The sequence below is a fragment of the Paenibacillus sp. FSL R5-0908 genome (assembly GCF_038006245.1).
GTDB classification, from domain to species: domain Bacteria; phylum Bacillota; class Bacilli; order Paenibacillales; family Paenibacillaceae; genus Paenibacillus_AQ; species Paenibacillus_AQ odorifer.
In genome coordinates this window covers 277,355-297,034 of the sequence record NZ_JBBOUV010000001.1, presented here as the reverse complement: position 1 = coordinate 297,034, position 19,680 = coordinate 277,355, and the positions used below count along the sequence as shown (strand labels likewise).

Genomic DNA, 19,680 nt, shown 5'->3' with positions numbered 1-19,680 from the left:
CTTTTTCACAAGAATAATTACCATTGCTCGGACATTTTAAAGGTGACTGCGAGATCGTCCCCGCCTGAGAGAGAGTTTACCACCAATGTGACCGGTTCATCATAGAACTCATATGAGAGTCGCTCATTAAGCAAATTGACCGCCAGATTCGCGTACGCACCAGAAATCCCCGATCCTGTACCTTGCATAATAACTTTTCCACCCGTGACTGTAGTGCAGGTGTAGTTCACCAGCAGTGCCGTGTCCGTGGCAGGAATATTCGTAGTCGGTGTAGGATAATTCTCGAAGGTCCCATCAAGTGTCCCGCCTGCAACAACCATATAACGCACAGGTCTTTTGGACATAACATCTAAAGCTGCCGGTCGAATCTCAGCCGCAAGACCTTGTGGAATAGCAAAGCCAGGACGTCTCATAAAGCTGATCGCTGCGAAGTCAGTCGATGTAACGGTCACGTTATCACGTATTTCTGAGGTTATCCGGCTCACTTGAAACACTTCAAGATCAACTGCCGTCCATACACCGTCCGTATCAACAAGAAAAACCTGAATCTTCATCTGCTCCTGTGAATAAACAAAATTAAATTGGAATAAATCCTCTACCATGACATAGGTCTTGCTTAAGGTCTCCTGATATTGCAGCTCAAATAACTCTTCAATAAAAATGGCCTGGGGGCTTACACTATTGGATAAGCCCGTAATATAACAAAACGCGCCAGCCGATCCATTGTTGACAACTTTGATCACTACTTGATCTATTGGCCGAGTACCGTCGACTGGTAAATTAATAATGGTGTTTGTGGACAGAACAGGCAATGTCATCACACCTCCTATATATCAATTCATATATGATATGTAAACATTGTTTAGAATTATTGGGTGTAATTAAAATACAAGAGATGTTCCAGAGCATAAATAGAGATTTGCCACTAAATAACGAATGTGGTAAACTCGACTTAACTTTTTATGAACGGAGGGTTACGTGTGATAGACTTTATCCGAGTTAGAACTTTGCGCGGCTAATTGAATAGCGCTAAAGCTCTGCCCATGTGCAGAGGACTCAGGATTGGTCTACCCATTTTTAAAGGTAACCCGATAATTTAACAACAGCGAGTAGGGAGGATTCTCTTCACCTCCATTCCTTTAAGAATTGAACATCCATAGAAGCCGATTAGCCAACTGCTGCTCGCAAGGGATCAAAGTGCCTCTTCCCTGCGACTGGACTGTTGTTTAATTCATTCTACCTATGGAAGGCCCTAACTCTGACGTCCTCTAACGAACCGTAAGCACAGGCAGATTGCCTGTGTTTTTTTGCGTTTATTATTTACTATTGGAGGATGAATAAATATATGGAACAAATACGAGAAAAAGCAATTATAGTCGGTATCCAGCTTCAGAACGAAACGAATTTCGCCTATTCGATGGAAGAGCTGAGCAATCTGGCAGTTGCCTGTGACCTTGAAGTCGTAGGAGAGCTTAGTCAAAAGGCAAGTCGAATTAACCCCTCCCATTATATCGGGACAGGTAAAATCGAGGAATTATCGGCACTTTTAGAAGCACACGATGCTCCTATTGTTATTTTTAACGACGAACTGTCACCTTCACAGATCCGCAATTTGGAGTCCGCTCTGGACCGTCAAGTCATTGACCGGACCATTCTGATCTTAAATATTTTTGCGGAAAGAGCGAAGACCAAGGAAGCACAGCTGCAAGTTGAGGTAGCCAAGCTGCAGTATATGCTGCCGCGCCTGACAGGTCTTCGTGAGTCGCTGGGCAGACAAGGTGGCGGAGCTGGACTTAAAAACAGAGGTGCTGGTGAAACCAAGCTAGAGCTGGACCGCAGAAGAATTGAAGAGCGGATCACTGCTTTACAGGTTGAACTGCAACAACAAGTAGCAAGACGCCAAATCCAGCGGAAACAACGGCATAAAAATGAAGTTCCCGTCGTCTGCCTTGTAGGCTATACGAACACCGGAAAATCCAGCTTAATGAATGTCATGGTGGAGACTTACCATCCAGGTTCCAATAAACAAGTATTCGCCAAGGATATGCTGTTCGCTACACTAGAGACATCGGTTCGCAGCATTGAGCTTCCTGATCACAAAACCTTTTTATTAACAGATACTGTCGGATTCGTCAGCCAGCTTCCCCATCATCTGGTCAAAGCGTTCCGCTCCACTCTTGAAGAAGTTACCGAAGCGGACTTATTGATTCACGTAGTCGATATTTCCGATCCGCAGCATCAACAGCATATGGCGGTTACGGATGAGACGCTTAAAGCACTCGGCGCTGACCAGATTCCAACGATCTATGCCTATAATAAGGCTGATCTGACTGATTTGCCTTACCCGCAAATTGAAGGTGACAATGTCTACCTTTCCGCCAAGCAAAATAGCGGAATGGCTGAACTTACCGCTCTGATCCGCAGCCATGTTTTTACGGACTATGTCCAGTGTGAGATTCTGGTTCCATTTGATCGGGGTAATGTAGTCTCATATTTCAACGAACATGCCCATGTTCAATCTACTAGCTATGAAGAAACAGGCACACGCCTTGAGCTGGAATGCAGAAAATCTGATTTTGAGAAATTCCGCAACGATTTTATTGAGCTATAACAAATTAGAAACGACGTGGTAATCCTTAATTAAAAAAGAGGGATAGAGTTTTCAGAGTTATCTGAAGCTCTATCCCTTTCTTTTGTGAATAAAAAAATGAACAATACAAAAGAGCCCCCTCTTTGCATTGCTCAGTAAGTATAAAATAGGCAGACGCTAGATCTTATAAATATAGTTTCTAGAGCCTATTCTTGAACATACAGTGTATCGGAAGCTTCTATTGTTGGCTGCCGGTAAAACCGTTCCTGCAGATAACCGCTGTAAGTAACTAAAGTCTGGATGCACCGATTCATCCGTTAAATAGGCCGAGATATCACTCCCATATACTCTTTCCTGATTCAGAGAGTCTATGATGATCTCTCCAGTAGTAATCCCTATGCCATGGCCGTAGAACAGATCATTTTCGAGTTTAATTGCATTCTCGCCCTGCCATTCTGGCTTGCTCGGAGCATGATCGGGATTCTTGAAATATACAACGTCTCCCCGCTGCGTTAGTTCCTTGTTGTAGTTTGTAATTAAGCGTAGATTCTCATCGTAATTCCAGTCCCATAAGAACAAATCCTTGAAATACTGATTAAACGCTTCCTCACCTATAGCTTCAATCGTCGCCCGATACATAACAATGACCATGGCTGTCGCGCATTCAAAGGCATATAAATGACCATTCCGAAAAATATCTTTAATTCCCACTGTGGGTTCTACGCCAGTGTTCAGCTGAAGTCCACCAATCTCTGTACGTGTCCAAAACTGCGGATTGCAGCGGGAATCATCAAATGTTGCAAAATCCACTCCACTTTCATTTAAAGCTTCAGCCGATTCCACGATGCTTTCTCTCATTTTGCGCTCAAAGTCAAGGGCATCGGGTGAACGAACTTCCTTCACCATGCTTAGTCCCTCCAATGTTATAGGTTCTAAATATAGGTTATTGTACGTGTTCGTCACCGGGTTGGTGCTTAATTCTCATGATTCCCTGGCATCCACGAACCACTGGTTAAGCTGCCGTGTCTCTTCCGTCAAAATATCGAGGAAAATAGAAGTGCGATAACCCGTATCCTTCAAGCTTTTACCCGTAATCTCTGCGATTCGGTTTAATCTATAAAGCAATGTATTAGTGTGTATATGTAAAAAAGCCGCAGATTCCTTTAAATTACCGCTTAATGATAAATAAACAGCGATGGTTTTGAGAAAATCACTTTTATGCTCGCGATCATGTTCTTTTAGCGGATATAGCAACGGGCTTTTACGAATTCGACTGCGCTTTTGCTCCATAATAGCCGGTATATATGCCCAAAATCCAATCTCCTCGTACAATAGCAACTCCCGCCCATGAAAAGGCAGCAGCTTTTTGATCTCCACAATGGACACCGCTTCCCAATAGGCAATAGCCGCGGACATATATTCAGTGTAATCGAGACTACAGCCAACAGCCAGTGTGCAGCCTTCACTCTTATACATATCCTCCATTGTTTTATGCAGGAATGAAGATAATCCACCCGCCCCCTCGATCACAAAGCTGAAGGAAAACAGAATAATCAGCCGATTATGCTCAGCCGTCAGAAATAGTAATTGCAGTCCGGAATAAGATGCCATAACCTGCCGAAACCGGAGTATTAAATGATCATCGATTACCTTGTCACTTTCAAACACGCTAATATAATATTTTTCCGGCAAAAGAATGGACCAAAATTCCGCATCCTTTTTAATATTTGCTTCGTTGTCGTAGTGGGAGGTAATCAGCTTCCAGAAAAAGTCCTCATGCGTTTTGTCCTGCTTCGTTTTCCAGCCTCGCTGCTTAAGTAAATAACGGCCTACGATACCTGCCGCCTTCTCAACGATATTTTCGGCATGCCCTTCTACCAGGGTGCCTGTATCTACTACCCATATGTACCCGAGAATTTCCTTCTGATGTTTGATACAAATGGCCAGCCGGGGACCAAGTCCCACCTCCAGCACTGCAGGAATTCGAATGGGATGTGCCGCGCTCTCCAGCTGCTGCATAATCCCTTTTTTGCGCAAGCCAATAATCACAGTGTTAGGTACACGCTTCCCGATAATCGTTGAAATCCGCGCGGAGTCACTCTCAAATTCATGCGAGCTGTAGCCAATCACATGATGATTGCTGTCCTCGATGGTAACTTGAGACTGTAGCGATTCACTTATCGTATCCGCCAATGATTCCATACTGTCGAAAAAACGATCAAATAATGGATCTTTATCTGTCACTAGCTTCACTCCCACCTGAAGAATAACCAAATCCTGTACTCTAGAGTGATTTCATTATAGTATGCATCCCCCTAGCTGACTATAAGATAAATAGCTGGTTTAGGTGAGGGACGAGATCGGCTAGGTGAGGAAGGTGTTTGGGAGGGGGATGTTTGGTGGGGGTTTTGTTGGGGGTGGTGCGGGAAGTTTTGTGGGGAGTTTTGTCGGGGTGTTTGGGAAGGTTTAATAGTTGTTGGTGTTTACCGAATGTTATAAATGGTTTTTAGGGAATAACCCCCGGAAATTCTGTGTTTTAATCATCACACGGTCATAATTAGGGAAATCCTCCCTAATATTCTGCACTTTAAGCATCACACGATCATAATTGGGGAAATCCTCCCTGATTTTCTTCCGTTTTGCGTATAAACAGGCATATTCCTCGTTTTTTAGGGAGGAATTCCCTAATAACAGCATTTATAAGCTATTTTCGCGTTTTTTTAGGGAGAATTTCCCTAAACATCTCTCATCTAAGCTTTCACCGTCGCAGAAGCAAAAAGCTAATCAAAATTAGCTTGATCTAAACAAATCTAACCGGATACAGCCGGAACTAGCCAGTTCTGTTCGGATTCTAACCAACTTCACTACGTAATCTATCCACCATCACACCACACGAGCAAACATCTAATGTATCTAATTACACTGAAACACAATCTATTTACTTTAACACCGTACTGACAAACTTCCACCTGATCTCCATCGCAAGAAACGCCAAACAGCAAGCTCCCCGCAGAGAGCTTGCTGTTTGGCTCATTCCATTATGGAACGTGTCTATTTTAGATCAATGTGAATGTCTGTTCCATGGCTTGCTCAACCGAATAAGGTGTCTCACCCAACGCTTCGGCAACAGCTTGGCAGGTGATTCTGCCATTGGCTACATTCACGCCGCTTCTTAGGCCGTCATTATCCTGAATCGCCTTGATCACACCTTTATTGGCAATTTGCAGGGCATATGGAACTGTAACATTTGTTAAGGCAATAGTTGAGGTCTTAGGAACAGCGCCCGGCATATTAGCGACGGAATAATGCAGCACGCCGTGTTTCACAAACACGGGATTATCATGGGTCGTCACTCTGTCGATGGTTTCTACAATGCCACCTTGGTCAATGGCCACGTCAACGATCACAGATCCCGGCTTCATAGTCTTAACCATTTCTTCAGTAACCAGCTTCGGTGCTTTGGCACCCGGAATTAACACGGCACCTACCAGCAGATCCGCTTCAGCCACTGCTTTGGCAATATTATAAGGGTTAGAGATCAACGTATTGATCTGTGCTCCAAAAATATCGTCTAATTGACGTAGTCTCTCCGCACTGAGGTCAACTATCGTAACATCTGCGCCTAAACCAATAGCCATCTTAGCTGCATTAGTACCTACTACACCGCCGCCAATAATACTCACTTTACCTCGGCAAACGCCAGGAACACCGGAAAGAAGAATACCTTGTCCGCCGTAGTTCTTTTGCAGGAACTGTGCTCCCAATTGGACAGACATCCGGCCAGCTACTTCGCTCATCGGTGTTAACAGCGGCAAGGTGCGTCCATGAACAACCGTCTCATATCCGATCGCAAAGACGCCTTTGTCTTTAAGCGCAGCAGCCAAGGCAGGCTCTGGTGCAAGATGAAGATACGTAAATAGAATAAGGCCTGGACGGAAATAGGGGTACTCGGTTGCCAATGGTTCTTTTACCTTCATCACCATTTCAGCGGAGCTCCAGACTTTTGCTGCATCCTCAATCAGTTGTGCTCCGGCAGAGACATACTCTTCGTTTGGAAATCCACTGCCCACACCGGCTCCAGCTTCTACAAGCACTTGATGACCTTCAGTAATTAAACTAACTACACCCGCAGGGGTTATGGCAACACGATTTTCATTGTTTTTAATTTCTTTAGGTACTCCGATAATCATCATTCATCTCTCCCATCTAATGTAGATCCCTTATGTAAAGAATGATAACATATGATTAGCATTCCCATTTTGTTAAAAAATTAAAATATTATCTACCATGATTGTGTTTTTACACAAAGGATCAGACTTAACTGCCCATTAATCTTTAACCACTTTGGTACTCAACACAACCATCCTTATTATCTCATAAAAAAAGACACTCTATAGAGTGCCTTTTTGACGATTTTGTATGAAATTAAAGCGACTACCATATCGGAAAATGTTATATTAAGTGACATGTACTATCTTGATAATATCAACATCACTGTTTCTAACACTACATTTACCCCTTTTTCGCAGTCTTCATAAGAGGTTAGTTCCTCTTCACAATGGCTTTTACCCTTCACGCTAGGCACGAACACCATTGCGGACGGCAGAAAGCTGGCTACGAATTGTGCATCATGCCCTGCACCACTTGCGATTTTTCGACTGGAATAACCCAAGGTTTGAGCCGCTTGCTCCACCAAATCACACACATTCTGATCAAACCACACCGTATCTCGGCCCCATAGCTTAGTTTTGCTTACTTCACAATCCAGCAGTTGCTCTGGCAAACCGTTAATAATGGCTTCCACTTCACGCACAATCTCCATATCTTTATGTCTGGCTTCAATGGTGAAAATCACTTTATTGGGAATGACGGTATGGATATTAGGAAGCACATTCATTCTGCCCATGGTATAAACAAGCTCGGAATCGAGCGCCCCTAGCTTGCTACGCAGCTCAATAATCAGATCTGTGGCAGCAAACAAGGCATCTTTGCGCATCGCCATAGGGGTTGTGCCCGCATGATCGGATTCTCCCGTCACCTCAATCTCGTAACAGGCCATACCAACTACACTGTCAACCAGCCCAATCGTCAGCTCCTCTTTTTCAAGAACAGGCCCTTGCTCGATATGAAGCTCCAAATAAGCGGTCGCTTCGGTGATACGATTGCTCATTTCTCCCTTATATCCACTCTTCTCCAGCGCTTCACCAAAGGTGATGCCTGCTGGATCTTTTTTGTTCAACATGACACTTTTATCAAACTTTCCGGACAACACACCAGAGGCCATCATCGATGGTTCAAAACGTGCCCCCTCTTCATTCGTAAAATTCATAATCGTCACCGGAACCTTCGGCTTAATCCCGTAATCTACAAGCGTCCGCACCACCTCTAGACCCGCGATAACCCCTAGGACGCCATCGAATCTGCCCCCTTTTTTCACAGTATCCATATGCGAGCCAATCACAATCGGAGGCCCGGAAGTTTCGCCTGCCAGTGTGGCATACATTGTCCCCATATCATCCATCTTCACAGACATTCCAAGCTCTTCACAACAGGCACGAAAATCATCCCGAGCTTTAAGATCCTCTTCCGTCAGCGATAATCGGGTCACGCCATTTTTATCTGTACGCCCATAATCGGCAAATGCCTCGATTGTATTCTTCAGTCTCTCACCGTTCACGAATATTGTTTGCAGCTGCATCCCAGATCCCTCCGCTTCGAACGTTTTGTTGGCTTTCTATCTATGTTAAACCAAACCATAATATTTTCATTTTACATATTGTAATAATTATTATTCACATGGTGCTACAACGAGTAGAGCCAGCAATAAGTAAACTAAAGTAGTATATACAATCTTTTCATACGAGGGGTAAGCTTAAGATAGCTTATCATCCAGTTCTACACAGGAAAGGAGCGAGCCCATGAATCTAAGCCTTGTGATCCCGGTATACAATATAGAGCAGTATATAACCCCTATGTTTAATTCACTGCTTGACCAAAGCGATCCGCAGTTCGAAGTCATCATCGTAGATGATGGTTCTACGGATAACACTTACAACGTTATAGAAAAGATTCTTTCGCGTAATCCCGCCCTTTTCTGTAAAGTCATTCGAACAGAGAATCATGGAGTAAGCGCAGCTAGAAATAGGGGTTTAGCTGAAGCCACAGGTAATTATGTTCTTTTTGTAGATGGAGATGATTATGTCTCCGCAGACTTGGTCTCAACCCTTCAGTCATATACTCAAGATGAACAACCCGAGATTATTTGCTGGGGTTATAATTATGTCTCCGAAGGCAGAGAAACTCTATTGAGCTGTACCTCTGATTTCAGCGACATGACGGGAAGTGAAGCACTGGCGCGGATTTTCGTGAACAAAAGCTTGCGAATATGGACAGGGAGTATCGCTTATAAGCGAGAATTCTTACTTCTCCACGGGCTAGGTTATACAGAACGCTGTGTGAATGGAGAGGATCAAGAGTTCATCTACAAAGCCTTGTCCAGAGCGACCAGAGTTATCTCAATCCCGGATATACTTTCATTTTATTTACAGAGAAACTCCTCCATTTCCAACAGCTATAACGTGAATAAATTCGATGTAGTAGATGCTTTCAAAAGGGTAGATGAATATTTTAAAACCTATCCCTTTGCTGAACTAGACACCATCTCCCCTTTGTTAATGAACCGGGAGCTGATCGAGAACTACTTTTTCAACCTCAAAACCTGTCTAAATGGTACGGAAGGGGTAAGTATTCAGGAATTACTTCGTGACATTAACCATACCTATCCCAAGCTCAATCAAGAAATGGATGAACTCATAAGACGTTATAGAGGAGATAATCGCAGATTAGCCCTTTATATCAGAACATTTTTAATCTCCCCGCTTCTATATCACAGATTCATCTCTGTGGAGAGAGGCTTATCCAGGTTCAAGCGCAACCTACTTAAAGGGAACGGAACCCGAAAGGAATCTAGAATATGAAAAAGATGCTGATATACGCCTATACCGAATTTAATCTGGGCGATGATCTATTCATTAAGGTGCTGTGCGAAAGATATCCGGATACCAAATTCAGAATTTGCGCACCACGCCTCTATAAACAATGTTTCAAAGAGCTCCCTAACCTCAAAGTGTATCCTTCCGATTCCCTTCTTCTAAGAGGCATTGGCTATATTTGCAGGAAGCTAAAGATACATAATGTGGCTCACAAATATCTGGCAGATCACTCAGATGGCGTCGTTCATATCGGCGGCTCGATTTTCATGGAAGCAGACCACTGGGCAGAGCATTTCAAGAATGCAGAAGTCATTCGTAATCAAAATAAGCCTTACTACCTGTTAGGATCTAATTTTGGCCCTTTTACAAATCAAGAATATTATGATGAGCACAAGCGGATTTTCAAGGATTATACAGATGTATGTTTCAGAGAACAGTACTCTTATGATTTATTTAAGGATCTGGATAATGTCCGCTTAGCCCCAGATATTATTTTTCAGTTAGACCCACCAGATATTCCAGACGAACCGGAGGATTACATCGTCTTATCCGTTATTAAACCTTCTGCGAAAGGTCTGAACGGTTTTGACAACCTCTATTATGAAAAAATGAAAGAACTCGCAATTTATTTCATTGAAAAAGGTTACGCGGTTCATTTCATGTCCTTTTGCGAACACGAAGGCGATCAACTGGCGATTGAAGAGATTCAGCGTCTTATCGGTCCCTCCTACAAGGATGCTATTCAAGTGCATTTATATAAAACGAACATGGAAGAAGTATTGTCCGTGTTAGCTAATGCCAGTTCTATTGTGGCTTCAAGATTCCATGCAATGATTCTGGGCTGGGTATTTAATAAACCGGTATTCCCCGTAGCCTACAGCAAAAAAATGATCAATGTAATGGAAGATGTTGGGTTCACAGGTCTGTATGCCGATTTCAACACGCTGGAACAGGTCCAGCCTGCACAGATTTTTGAAAGTATGCTTACCTGCTCTATGGATGTCACACTGCAAGCAAAACAAGCCGAAAGACATTTCGAGCATCTAGATACGTATTTACCGCTTTACGAAAGGGGGATTCGTTATGAAAGCCAAGCGGAGCATTCTTAACTTATCCTTTGGACTGGGAAGTCAACTCATCACGATCATCCTCGGTTTTTTTATACCCAGACTGATAATGGTCAACTATGGGTCTGAGGCCAATGGTTTGATCGCTTCGATTGTGCAGATTATTAGTTATCTTGCGCTGCTGGAAGCAGGAGTTGGGGCGGCCTCGATCCAAGCGCTTTATAAGCCGGTAGCTTCGGATAATAAAAACAATATCAACTCTATTCTGGCTGCCACCTCCAGCTATTATAAAAAAACAGGCATTTACTATTTCTTCGCCGTACTGCTACTCGCCATCGTGTACCCGCTAGTGATCTCATCTGAGATCGATAAATTATCGATTATGGTCATTATTTTGCTTACGGGGATGGGCGGAGCAATCAATTATTATTTTCAGGGGAAATTCAAGGTCCTGCTCGCTGCGGAGGGAAAAAGCTATGTAGAGACTTCTATTGTTACTGTAGCTAATATTATGAACAGCCTGATCCGGATTCTGTTATTACTGCAAGGTGTGGACATTATTGCGGTTCAAGCTTCCTATTTTATCTTAACTTTACTTCAAATCATCGCTTTCTATATTTATATGAATAAGAATTACAAGTGGATCAACCTGAATCTCAAACCAGACTATGAAGCCATTGGTCAAAAGAATTCCGTATTAGTCCATGAAATCTCGTACTTGGTGTTTAGAAATACGGACGTACTTATATTAACCATCTTTACGAATCTAAAAATCGTCAGTATCTATGTTATGTACAATATGATTTTTACGATCGTGGATAATATCGTCCAGACCATAAACGGAAGTGTGAAGGCTGCCCTCGGGCAAAGCTACCATGAGAGCAAAGAAGCATTTATTAAATTTTATGATGCGTACGAAGTGTATTTTATGGGGCTTATCTTCTCAATTCTAACGGTGGCTTACATTTTGATTTTACCCTTTATGAAATTGTATACCGCTGGGGTAAACGACGTGAATTACATTGATATGTGGCTGCCGGTCTTGTTCGTAATCATCAAATTATTAACCAATGCCAGAACGTCTTCCAATAATGTGATTACCATCGCTGGACATTTCAAAAAAACACAAAACCGTTCCATTCTGGAATCCGCCATTAATCTGGTGGCTTCTGTTGTCTTCGTTATCTTCATGGGAATTTACGGTGTACTGATGGGAACGATAGTTGCCCTCCTATACCGCTCCATAGATATTGTGATCTATGCCAGCAAACATTTGCTGGAACGCAGTCCATGGGTCACTTTTAGAAGATGGCTTACGAATGCAGTAGTTTTTGTAGGTATTATTCTCATCACGACTGCCATCGACATCCCGATCCATTCCTATCTGGGGCTTATGATCTGGGGTGTACTTCTAGGACTAGTGATCTTGCCTGTATATTTTGTAATCGGCTCTTTAATGGAACGGGAAGTCTTCCTCTATACATGGGAACATCTCAAAAAGTATCGATACAAACTCAAAAATAAAATTAACGCTCAGCCTGAGGTAAGTGGTTTATCCAAATAACACAACAGGAGGACTGGAAATGGATCATAGCGAGGTTTTGCAGCAAGCCTGTTACGTCTTTTTAAATGACCTAAATGATGAAATAAACCATTCACCCACCATCCAAATAGATGATACAGAACTATTGCAAAGATGCCGCCAGATCATAGATCAAGAACAAAATGTACAAATCAAACCTTATCTGGAAACCTTATCTGAGGTTATTCATGCTTATCTCACGGGGAGGGCTTCAGAGGATACCTTGAAATTCTATTTATCTGAACAATTCAACATTGTTGCCAGTGATATCGCAGGTTTAATTCAGGGGTTGGTTAAAATGGAAAGCCGCATTTCGGATACGGAAATTTCCTATCCAACGGTCCAGTCCTTAGCCGACTCCCCCAAGATCAGTGTCATTATCACTACCTACAATAGAAAAGCATTCCTATATCAAGCGATCCAAAGTATCTTAATGCAGGACTACCCCAATAAAGAGATTACAGTGATTGATGATTGTTCTACAGATGGCACGGAAGAGTTAATGCAGCAACACTTTGGGGCGGAGCCACGGGTCATTTACATGCGCAATGCTACCAATAGCGGACCTGGAAATAATCGCCGAAAAGCTTTCGCTGCACATGGTGATGGGGAATATGTTCTTTTTCTCGATGATGATGATTATCTGATCGACATGAATTATTTCAGTAAAGCGGTCCGCTTCCATCTCCTTCATCCCGAAATTTCATTTGTAGCTGCGAATGTGTTCCTGGAGTATTCCAAAGCCAAACAACTAAAAATCTCCAATCTGCAGCTTAGCAGCATTATTAAGAAACGCGATTATTTCATGAATTTCGAGAAAAAAGGATACCCAAAACCCGCCTCTACTTTAACTACTGTCTTTAAAAGAGAGGCCTTAATGGCTATGGATATCCTAGATATGAATATGGTCAACGATGCTTCCATCTATTTGCGTTCCCTGCTGGTAGGTGATGCGGGCTTCATTGATGTGATTGCCGGCGTGTACAGAATACACGGGAACAATATCACCTTTAATCTGAGCCAAGGATTCTTAATTGAGAATCTGGAAGAAAAGAAACTCATTAAGAATATGGCCGTGCAGAAATATGGATATAACGCACAGGAAATGACGGAATGGTTCAACCATAATGCTTACGATACGATCTCATACTATTTATTAAATTCTGCAAAAGATGCTACAGACTTTAAATTCATGTACCATTGGGCGCTTAACCATTGCCCGCTGATCTACAATCAATTAAAAAATGAGTTTCGCATGAAGCTTATTAAAAAACAATTATTACGAATCTCCTTACTCCGTACGCTACTCGGCAGATGATTCGCTCATTAGCTTATCGAGCAGCAGAAATAACTCTCTAAGCTTTTCTTTTGGGATGTCGGCATACTTGTCTCCAATGCTGATCTCGCAATAAGAAGTATGTTCCCCGGTAGCTCTTATTCCCGCGCTTAAACCGATTCCTGTCGCCTCATACACCGCTGACAGAATCGGTTCAATTTGTTCCTTAGACATTTGAAAATGCATGTGAAACATATTGGAGACAGGCTGAGCGGGCAGAGTGGTTACGTCGTGACATTGGTTAACCCAAGCAGCAAGCTCCTTCGCGCCTTCATAATACTGCTGCATTTTGCCCTCTCTTTGCCGGAAATAATAATCAGAAGAAATGATGTACGGATATAAGCTGATTAAGTCTCCACCATGCCGCCGTTTCCATATCTTTGATTGCTTCGTAAAGTCTTCGCTGCCTGCAAGAATTGCCCCGGCGATTCCTCCAATTCCTTTATAAAAGGATATATACACACTATCAAAGAGTGCAGAGATTTCAGCTGCTGACTTCCCGTAATACGGAAGAATCTCAAATAATCTCGCCCCATCCAAATGCAATTTAATGCCCCGTGCACGGCAATGAGCAGAAATGGCTTCAAGCTCCGTGTACTCTGGCAGCTGACCACCAATCTCGCGCTGGGGTAATTCCAGCAACAGACAAGCGATATCCTCCTTTAGATTCGCCACATCCTCCAAAGTGATTAATCGGTCCTTATCCGCAAGCAAGACAGGCTCAATATGATGTAATTCCTTCATGCCATCCTGCTCATGGATCTCCAAGTGGCATAAGGGATGATAGGCTACTTTTTTCACCTCTTTTTCATCGCACCAGATTCTTAAAGCGATTTGCTGCGCCATCGTTCCGCTAGGAAAGAAAACCGCGGTTTCTTTGCCCAGGATATTCGCCATTTTCGTCTGGAAATCTTCAATCACTTCGCCCGTTCCATAGATATCAGATGCCGTACTGTTCTCTACGGCTGCCAAGGCTTCCTTCAACACTTGCACATCTCTATTCCCATTCCCTGCGATTCGATAGGCCGTTTCATTAAAAGCCTCTTGTACGGTTTTTATTTCGTTCATTCGTTGGATAACCCCTTCCGGATTTGCCTTGTCCCTAATATAGACGAATTTCCAAAAATCCCATCTTAATTTTACCCGATCTAAGGTGAAAAAACATGAGCGCTGTGCTACAATATTGGAATTGCAACGGCAATCTTAGGGAGGGTTATTGAATCACATGCTCATTATTGGTATCGCCGGCGGCACCGGCTCGGGAAAAACAACCGTAGCCCGCTCCGTCATTGACCGTCTTGGAACGGGAAAGGTAACTTTCATATCTCAAGATAACTACTATAAGGATCACTCACATCTCAGCTTTGCTGAACGTGAATCCATTAATTACGATCATCCTTTCGCTTTCGATAACGAGCTGCTCATTGAGCATCTTAAATCTCTGCGCGAAGAACAGACCGCATTCGCTCCCGTGTACGACTTTACAGTCCATGCCCGCTCCACTACAGAGACGGTAGAGCTGAAGCCAAACAATATTGTAATCATTGAGGGACTCCACGTCCTTTCTGACGAGAATCTCCGTGAAATGCTCGACATCAAGGTATTCGTAGATGCCGATCCTGATGTACGTATTCTCCGCCGGGTCCTTAGAGATATTGAAGAACGTGGACGGAGCATCCAGTCGATTCATCATCAATATTTGAGTACAGTTAAACCCATGCATGAAGCGTTTATCGAGCCATCCAAAAAATACGCTGACCTGATCATCCCTGAAGGTGGCCATAATGAGGTTGGTATTCAGTTGTTGTCTATCCTAACAGAGAAGCATCTATATAACGATTGGACGTCTTAAAGTCTTAATTAAGCGCTTCTAGCTAGCCGCAGAGAATCTCTCTGCGGCTTTTTTGGTGTGTATGAACCCATCCATGGTTTAGAATAATCCCCCCTCATTATGGTAATAGCTATATTTACAGCACCAGCGGAAGAGGGATAACAACAATGGGATTTCTGAACAGAACAATAACAAAAGTTTTTAAGAACCCTTCATTAGGGCACCCCAACCCCACTAAAGAATTACCTAAGGAACCTATTAAAGAAAAACTTCAAGATAATATTCAATATATAAAAACAACACTCGGCAATAGTACAGATCTTGTGATTAGAGAATTCTTTATTGGTTCCAAACACCAGATTAAAGCAGCTATTTTCTATACAGATGGATTGGCGGATAGTAAAGCTATTCAGGATTTCATTCTGGAATCCCTAATCTTAGAACTTCCAGATCCAAATCTTGATACACAAACAGCCAACTATCAATTATTAAAAGATCACATGCTCACTGTAGGGGATATTAAAGATGCGACGGCGTTCAATTCTTTATTCACCTCTCTATTATCCGGAGATGTGATCCTCTTACTCAATGGATATACCAAAGGGTTCACCATAGGCATGCGTGACTGGAAAGACCGTGGCGTAACGGAAAGTGCCACTGAAACGGTGATTCGTGGACCAAAGGAAGCCTTCACAGAAAGCTTACGCACGAATACCGCATTAATCCGGCGGAAAATAAAAGACCCCAATCTTTGGTTAGAAACACAGCAAATTGGACGTGTAACACAGACAGACGTAGCCCTCATGTACATCAATGGCATTGTTAGTGATGAGATTCTGCAAGAAGTACACTCACGTTTAGATCGGATCGACATTGACGGTATCCTGGAAAGTGGCTATATCGAAGAATTAATTGAGGATGAAACCTATACCCCATTTCCAACCATCCATCATACGGAACGTCCTGACGTTATAGCTGCTGCTCTTATGGAAGGAAAAGTAGCCATATTAGTAGATGGGACTCCTATAGTAATGACGGTGCCTACCTTATTCGTTTCCTTCATGCAGACAGCGGAAGATTATTATCAACGTGCCGATGTCAGCACCTTAGTACGGATGCTTAGATACTTCAGTATTTTCATTTCACTACTAGCCCCATCTTTGTATGTAGCTATTACTACCTTTCATCAGGAGATGCTGCCCACAACCCTGCTGATCAGTCTAGCCGCACAACGGGAGGGCGTACCGCTTCCAGCCTTTATTGAAGCACTCTTAATGGAGCTTGCCTTCGAGATTATAAGGGAAGCGAGTGTACGAATGCCTCAAACCATAGCCCAATCTGTATCCATTGTAGGCACCCTGGTGATTGGGACAGCGGCAGTTGATGCCGGCATTGTTTCTGCTGCCATGCTTATTGTCGTCGCTATTACTGCTATCTCCAGCTTTGTGCTGCCATCCTTCGATCTTGCCCTGACCATCAGAATGCTCCGTTTCCCGATGATGTTCCTTGCTGCATCTTTTGGTTTGTTCGGAATCATCATCGGGGTTATTGCGATAGTTCTTCATATGTGCAGCTTACGTTCCTTTGGCGTTCCTTATTTGAGCCCGTTTGCTCCCTATAATCTCGCCGATCAAAAGGACACCTTTTTTCGAATGCCGCATTGGGCTATGTTTACCCGCCCTAAGCTAATCAATAAAAAAAATATCGTTCGGGAAAAGAGCACACCACCGGAAAAACCGGGAGATCTCACAGAGGAATAGCCCCTGAAACCTTGACCTATGAAGTGATAAATTGGAGTGAACAAAGCCATGCTCGAAAAAGGTAAAATAAGTACTCGCCAGCTTACCATACTGGTTATGTTCCTTACGATCGGGGACTCCATTCTCGTAATCCCCCCTTCCACTACACACTACGCCAGACAAAATGCCTGGATTTCCGCATTAATTGGCATGATCGTAGGTTTACTAGCCATCTATATGTACAGCAAGTTCGCAAAGTTGTACCCCAAACTAACGCTTATTGAGGCGATTCAAAAGGCTTTTGGAAAATGGATTGGGACTATTCTATCGCTTTTGACCTTAATGTATTTTCTTATCGTCACCGTTGGAAGCATGCGAGAACTCAGTGAGTTCGTTACATCCGAAATATTACCGAGAACCCCTATTCCGGCTGTTTTAATCTTATTCATGATGATCGTGATTATGGCTACACGACTAGGTATTGAAGTCATAGGACGAGCTGGAGAGATCTTTACACCTATGATTATTATCCTATTTCTGATTCTGACGGTCGCAATTATTCCTCAGATGGAGATTGTCCGATTACTGCCCATATTGGAGGATGGCATAAAACCAGTGGTGAGAGGGTCTATTTCCATTACGGCTTACACCTTTTTAGAACCGGTTGTTTTTCTAATGTTTCTCCCTTATGTACACCAACAACAAAAGATAACCAAAGGCTTATTACAGGGCTGTTTCTTAGGCGGTATTATTATCTTCCTGACAATCACTATTTCCATATTAGTGCTGGGTCCGGATCTGACAACCAGGGATATCTATCCCAGTTATAACATTGCAAGGCGCATATCCGTTGGTGGTTTCTTCGAGCGTGTGGAAGCCATGATAGCACTACTTTGGATGTTAACCTTGTTTATAGAAGTTACCTTATACTTCTACGCTTTCGTTCTGGGGTTGTCTCAATTATTCAAACTAAAAGAGTACCGAGTCCTAACTCTACCCACAGGATTAATTTTGGTTACACTAGCACCTATTATTGCGCCAAATTACACCTATTACAACAAAGTATTCGATAATTATTGGGTGTACTATGTTATAACCTTCGGGTTATTTCTACCCTTGGTGTTGTTAGGTGTGGGGATGTTTCGAAGGGCACTGAGCAAAGGCTTAAAATCTAGAAGCTAAAGATGGGCTGGGAGTCATGAATACCGAAAGATCTAACGGAGGATTAAACCATGAAACGAAGATCGCTTCTGATTTGTGTTCTTATTCTCATGCAAATATTTGTAACAGGTTGCTGGAGCCGCCGAGAATTAAATGATCTTGCGATTGCTGTAGGAATAGGTATCGATAAAATTGGAGATCAATATCAAGTTTCTGCACAAGTGGTCTTACCCAGTCAAATCGCTGGCTCAAAGGGAGGCTCTCCTCAGGCACCAGTCAACCTTTACAAAGCGACGGGGCATACCGTATATGAAGCCCTTAGGAAAATCACAACCGTTAGTCCACGTAAAATTTATATCTCTCATTTACGAATCCTAGTCCTTGGCGAGGATTTGGCGAAAGAGGGAATTAGTGATGTTCTTGATTTCATGTCAAGAGATACCGATACACGAAATGATTATTTTATAGTGGTAGCAAAGGATGCAAAGGCAGAAGATGCGTTGAAAATATTAACCAGTCTTGAAAAGATTCCTGCCGTGCGATTGTTTTTCAGTCTGGAAAGCTCGGAGAAAAATTGGGCACCTACATCTACTGTGACATTAGGAACACTAATTACAGAACTTGTGAGTAGGGGTAAGAATCCAGTCTTAACAGGTGTTGTCATCGAGGGGAGTGTAGATGTAGGAGAAACTCCGAATAATGTTGAAACGGTAGACTCTCCAACAGAATTGAAATACTCCGGATTGGCCGTATTCAAGGAGGACAAATTGATTGGTTGGCTAAATCCTGAGGAATCAAAAGTGTATAACTATTTAACCAATAAAGTTGAGAGCACTGTTTTCTATATCCAATGTCCCGAAGGTAAAAAGATTTCGCTTGATGTATTTAAAGCCCGTTCCAAAATGATAGGCAGCATCCATAGTGACAAACCAGAAATCAGTATTGAGCAACATATAGAATCAGATATAGGAGAGGTTCAGTGTAGAAATCTTGAACTGACAGACACAAAAACTATCACCGAATTAGAACAAATCGCCAATAAAAAAGTCCAGAATTTATTCAAAACTACTATTAAAAAGGTACAGAATGAATACAAAAGCGATATTTTTGGATTCGGCCAAATCATCCATCGTTCTAACCCGCAGGCGTGGAAGAAACTGCGAAACAATTGGGATGAGACCTTTGTTAACCTTCCAATAAGTATAAAAATGGATATTAAGATTCGCCTGTTAGGGAAAGTGACTAACTCTTTCCTAGAAGAGACGAAGTGATGAATTGGAGTCAACAAAACCATGTATAACATCGCAAGGCGCCCAACTATTAAAATTGAAAGAGTATCGAGTGTTAACCAAATTACACTTATTACAGCGAAATTGCAGTAA

General features: G+C 42.7%; 15 protein-coding genes. 9 read left to right on the top strand and 6 right to left on the bottom strand.

Annotated elements, in window-relative coordinates:
* Window positions 1-17: 17 nt before the first annotated feature.
* Window positions 18-818 (bottom strand): hypothetical protein, encoded by an 801-nt coding sequence (locus tag MKZ09_RS01370; protein WP_076203329.1) that lies wholly within the window; start codon window positions 816-818, stop codon window positions 18-20.
* 527 nt (window positions 819-1,345) lie between these two features.
* On the opposite strand from MKZ09_RS01370, the gene hflX reads away from it, so the two are divergent.
* Window positions 1,346-2,611, top strand: a complete 1,266-nt coding sequence (hflX, locus tag MKZ09_RS01365; RefSeq protein WP_076203327.1) for a GTPase HflX — start codon at window positions 1,346-1,348, stop codon at window positions 2,609-2,611.
* 156 nt (window positions 2,612-2,767) lie between these two features.
* Here the strand turns inward: hflX and MKZ09_RS01360 are convergent, their stop codons facing one another.
* The 4 genes from MKZ09_RS01360 to MKZ09_RS01345 all read right to left on the bottom strand — a co-directional run bounded on the left by MKZ09_RS01360 (window position 2,768) and on the right by MKZ09_RS01345 (window position 8,288).
* A complete protein-coding gene (locus tag MKZ09_RS01360) occupies window positions 2,768-3,496 on the bottom strand; it encodes a protein-glutamine gamma-glutamyltransferase (RefSeq protein WP_076203322.1) in 729 nt (242 codons plus the stop codon).
* Window positions 3,497-3,571: 75 nt separating this feature from the next.
* Entirely contained in the window at window positions 3,572-4,834 is a 1,263-nt protein-coding gene (locus MKZ09_RS01355) for a PucR family transcriptional regulator (RefSeq protein ID WP_076203319.1), read from the bottom strand.
* Between the two features lie 812 nt (window positions 4,835-5,646).
* The gene (ald, locus tag MKZ09_RS01350) at window positions 5,647-6,780 is read right to left on the bottom strand and encodes an alanine dehydrogenase (RefSeq protein WP_076206116.1); all 1,134 of its coding nucleotides are present in this window, start codon (window positions 6,778-6,780) and stop codon (window positions 5,647-5,649) included.
* A 281-nt stretch (window positions 6,781-7,061) separates the two neighbouring features.
* Entirely contained in the window at window positions 7,062-8,288 is a 1,227-nt protein-coding gene (locus tag MKZ09_RS01345; RefSeq protein ID WP_076206114.1) for a Zn-dependent hydrolase, read from the bottom strand.
* Between the two features lie 220 nt (window positions 8,289-8,508).
* Here MKZ09_RS01345 and MKZ09_RS01340 point away from each other — a divergent pair, with 220 nt between their 5' ends.
* From MKZ09_RS01340 to MKZ09_RS01325, 4 genes are read left to right on the top strand one after another with little or no spacing between them, the layout of a single operon-like run.
* Window positions 8,509-9,567, top strand: coding sequence for a glycosyltransferase family 2 protein (locus MKZ09_RS01340; protein ID WP_076206112.1), 1,059 nt, complete (start codon window positions 8,509-8,511; stop codon window positions 9,565-9,567).
* A complete protein-coding gene (locus tag MKZ09_RS01335) occupies window positions 9,564-10,691 on the top strand; it encodes a polysaccharide pyruvyl transferase family protein (protein WP_076135426.1) in 1,128 nt (375 codons plus the stop codon). The genes MKZ09_RS01340 and MKZ09_RS01335 overlap by 4 nt, the downstream gene beginning before the upstream one ends.
* Complete coding sequence (locus tag MKZ09_RS01330) at window positions 10,666-12,213, top strand: sugar isomerase (protein ID WP_076135424.1); 1,548 nt, start codon at window positions 10,666-10,668, stop codon at window positions 12,211-12,213. The genes MKZ09_RS01335 and MKZ09_RS01330 overlap by 26 nt, the downstream gene beginning before the upstream one ends.
* Before the next feature lie 19 nt (window positions 12,214-12,232).
* Window positions 12,233-13,549, top strand: coding sequence for a glycosyltransferase family 2 protein (locus tag MKZ09_RS01325; protein WP_076135422.1), 1,317 nt, complete (start codon window positions 12,233-12,235; stop codon window positions 13,547-13,549).
* On the opposite strand, the gene MKZ09_RS01320 is transcribed toward MKZ09_RS01325, so the two are convergent.
* Window positions 13,535-14,635: a threonine aldolase family protein gene (locus MKZ09_RS01320; RefSeq protein ID WP_076206110.1), complete on the bottom strand. Its 1,101-nt coding sequence runs from the start codon at window positions 14,633-14,635 to the stop codon at window positions 13,535-13,537. The two genes, MKZ09_RS01325 and MKZ09_RS01320, sit on opposite strands and share 15 nt — an antisense overlap.
* A 157-nt stretch (window positions 14,636-14,792) precedes the next feature.
* Between MKZ09_RS01320 and udk the strand changes: the two genes are divergently transcribed.
* The 4 genes from udk (at window position 14,793) to MKZ09_RS01300 (ending at window position 19,569) form a co-directional block, all read left to right on the top strand.
* The gene (gene udk, locus MKZ09_RS01315) at window positions 14,793-15,419 is read left to right on the top strand and encodes a uridine kinase (RefSeq protein WP_036687251.1); all 627 of its coding nucleotides are present in this window, start codon (window positions 14,793-14,795) and stop codon (window positions 15,417-15,419) included.
* A gap of 146 nt (window positions 15,420-15,565) precedes the next feature.
* Window positions 15,566-17,158, top strand: coding sequence for a spore germination protein (locus MKZ09_RS01310; RefSeq protein WP_076206108.1), 1,593 nt, complete (start codon window positions 15,566-15,568; stop codon window positions 17,156-17,158).
* Between the two features lie 48 nt (window positions 17,159-17,206).
* Entirely contained in the window at window positions 17,207-18,319 is a 1,113-nt protein-coding gene (locus MKZ09_RS01305; protein WP_076135416.1) for a GerAB/ArcD/ProY family transporter, read from the top strand.
* A 50-nt stretch (window positions 18,320-18,369) separates the two neighbouring features.
* On the top strand, window positions 18,370-19,569 hold the full coding sequence (locus MKZ09_RS01300) for a Ger(x)C family spore germination protein (protein ID WP_076206105.1): 1,200 nt from the start codon (window positions 18,370-18,372) through the stop codon (window positions 19,567-19,569).
* Window positions 19,570-19,680 lie beyond the last annotated feature (111 nt).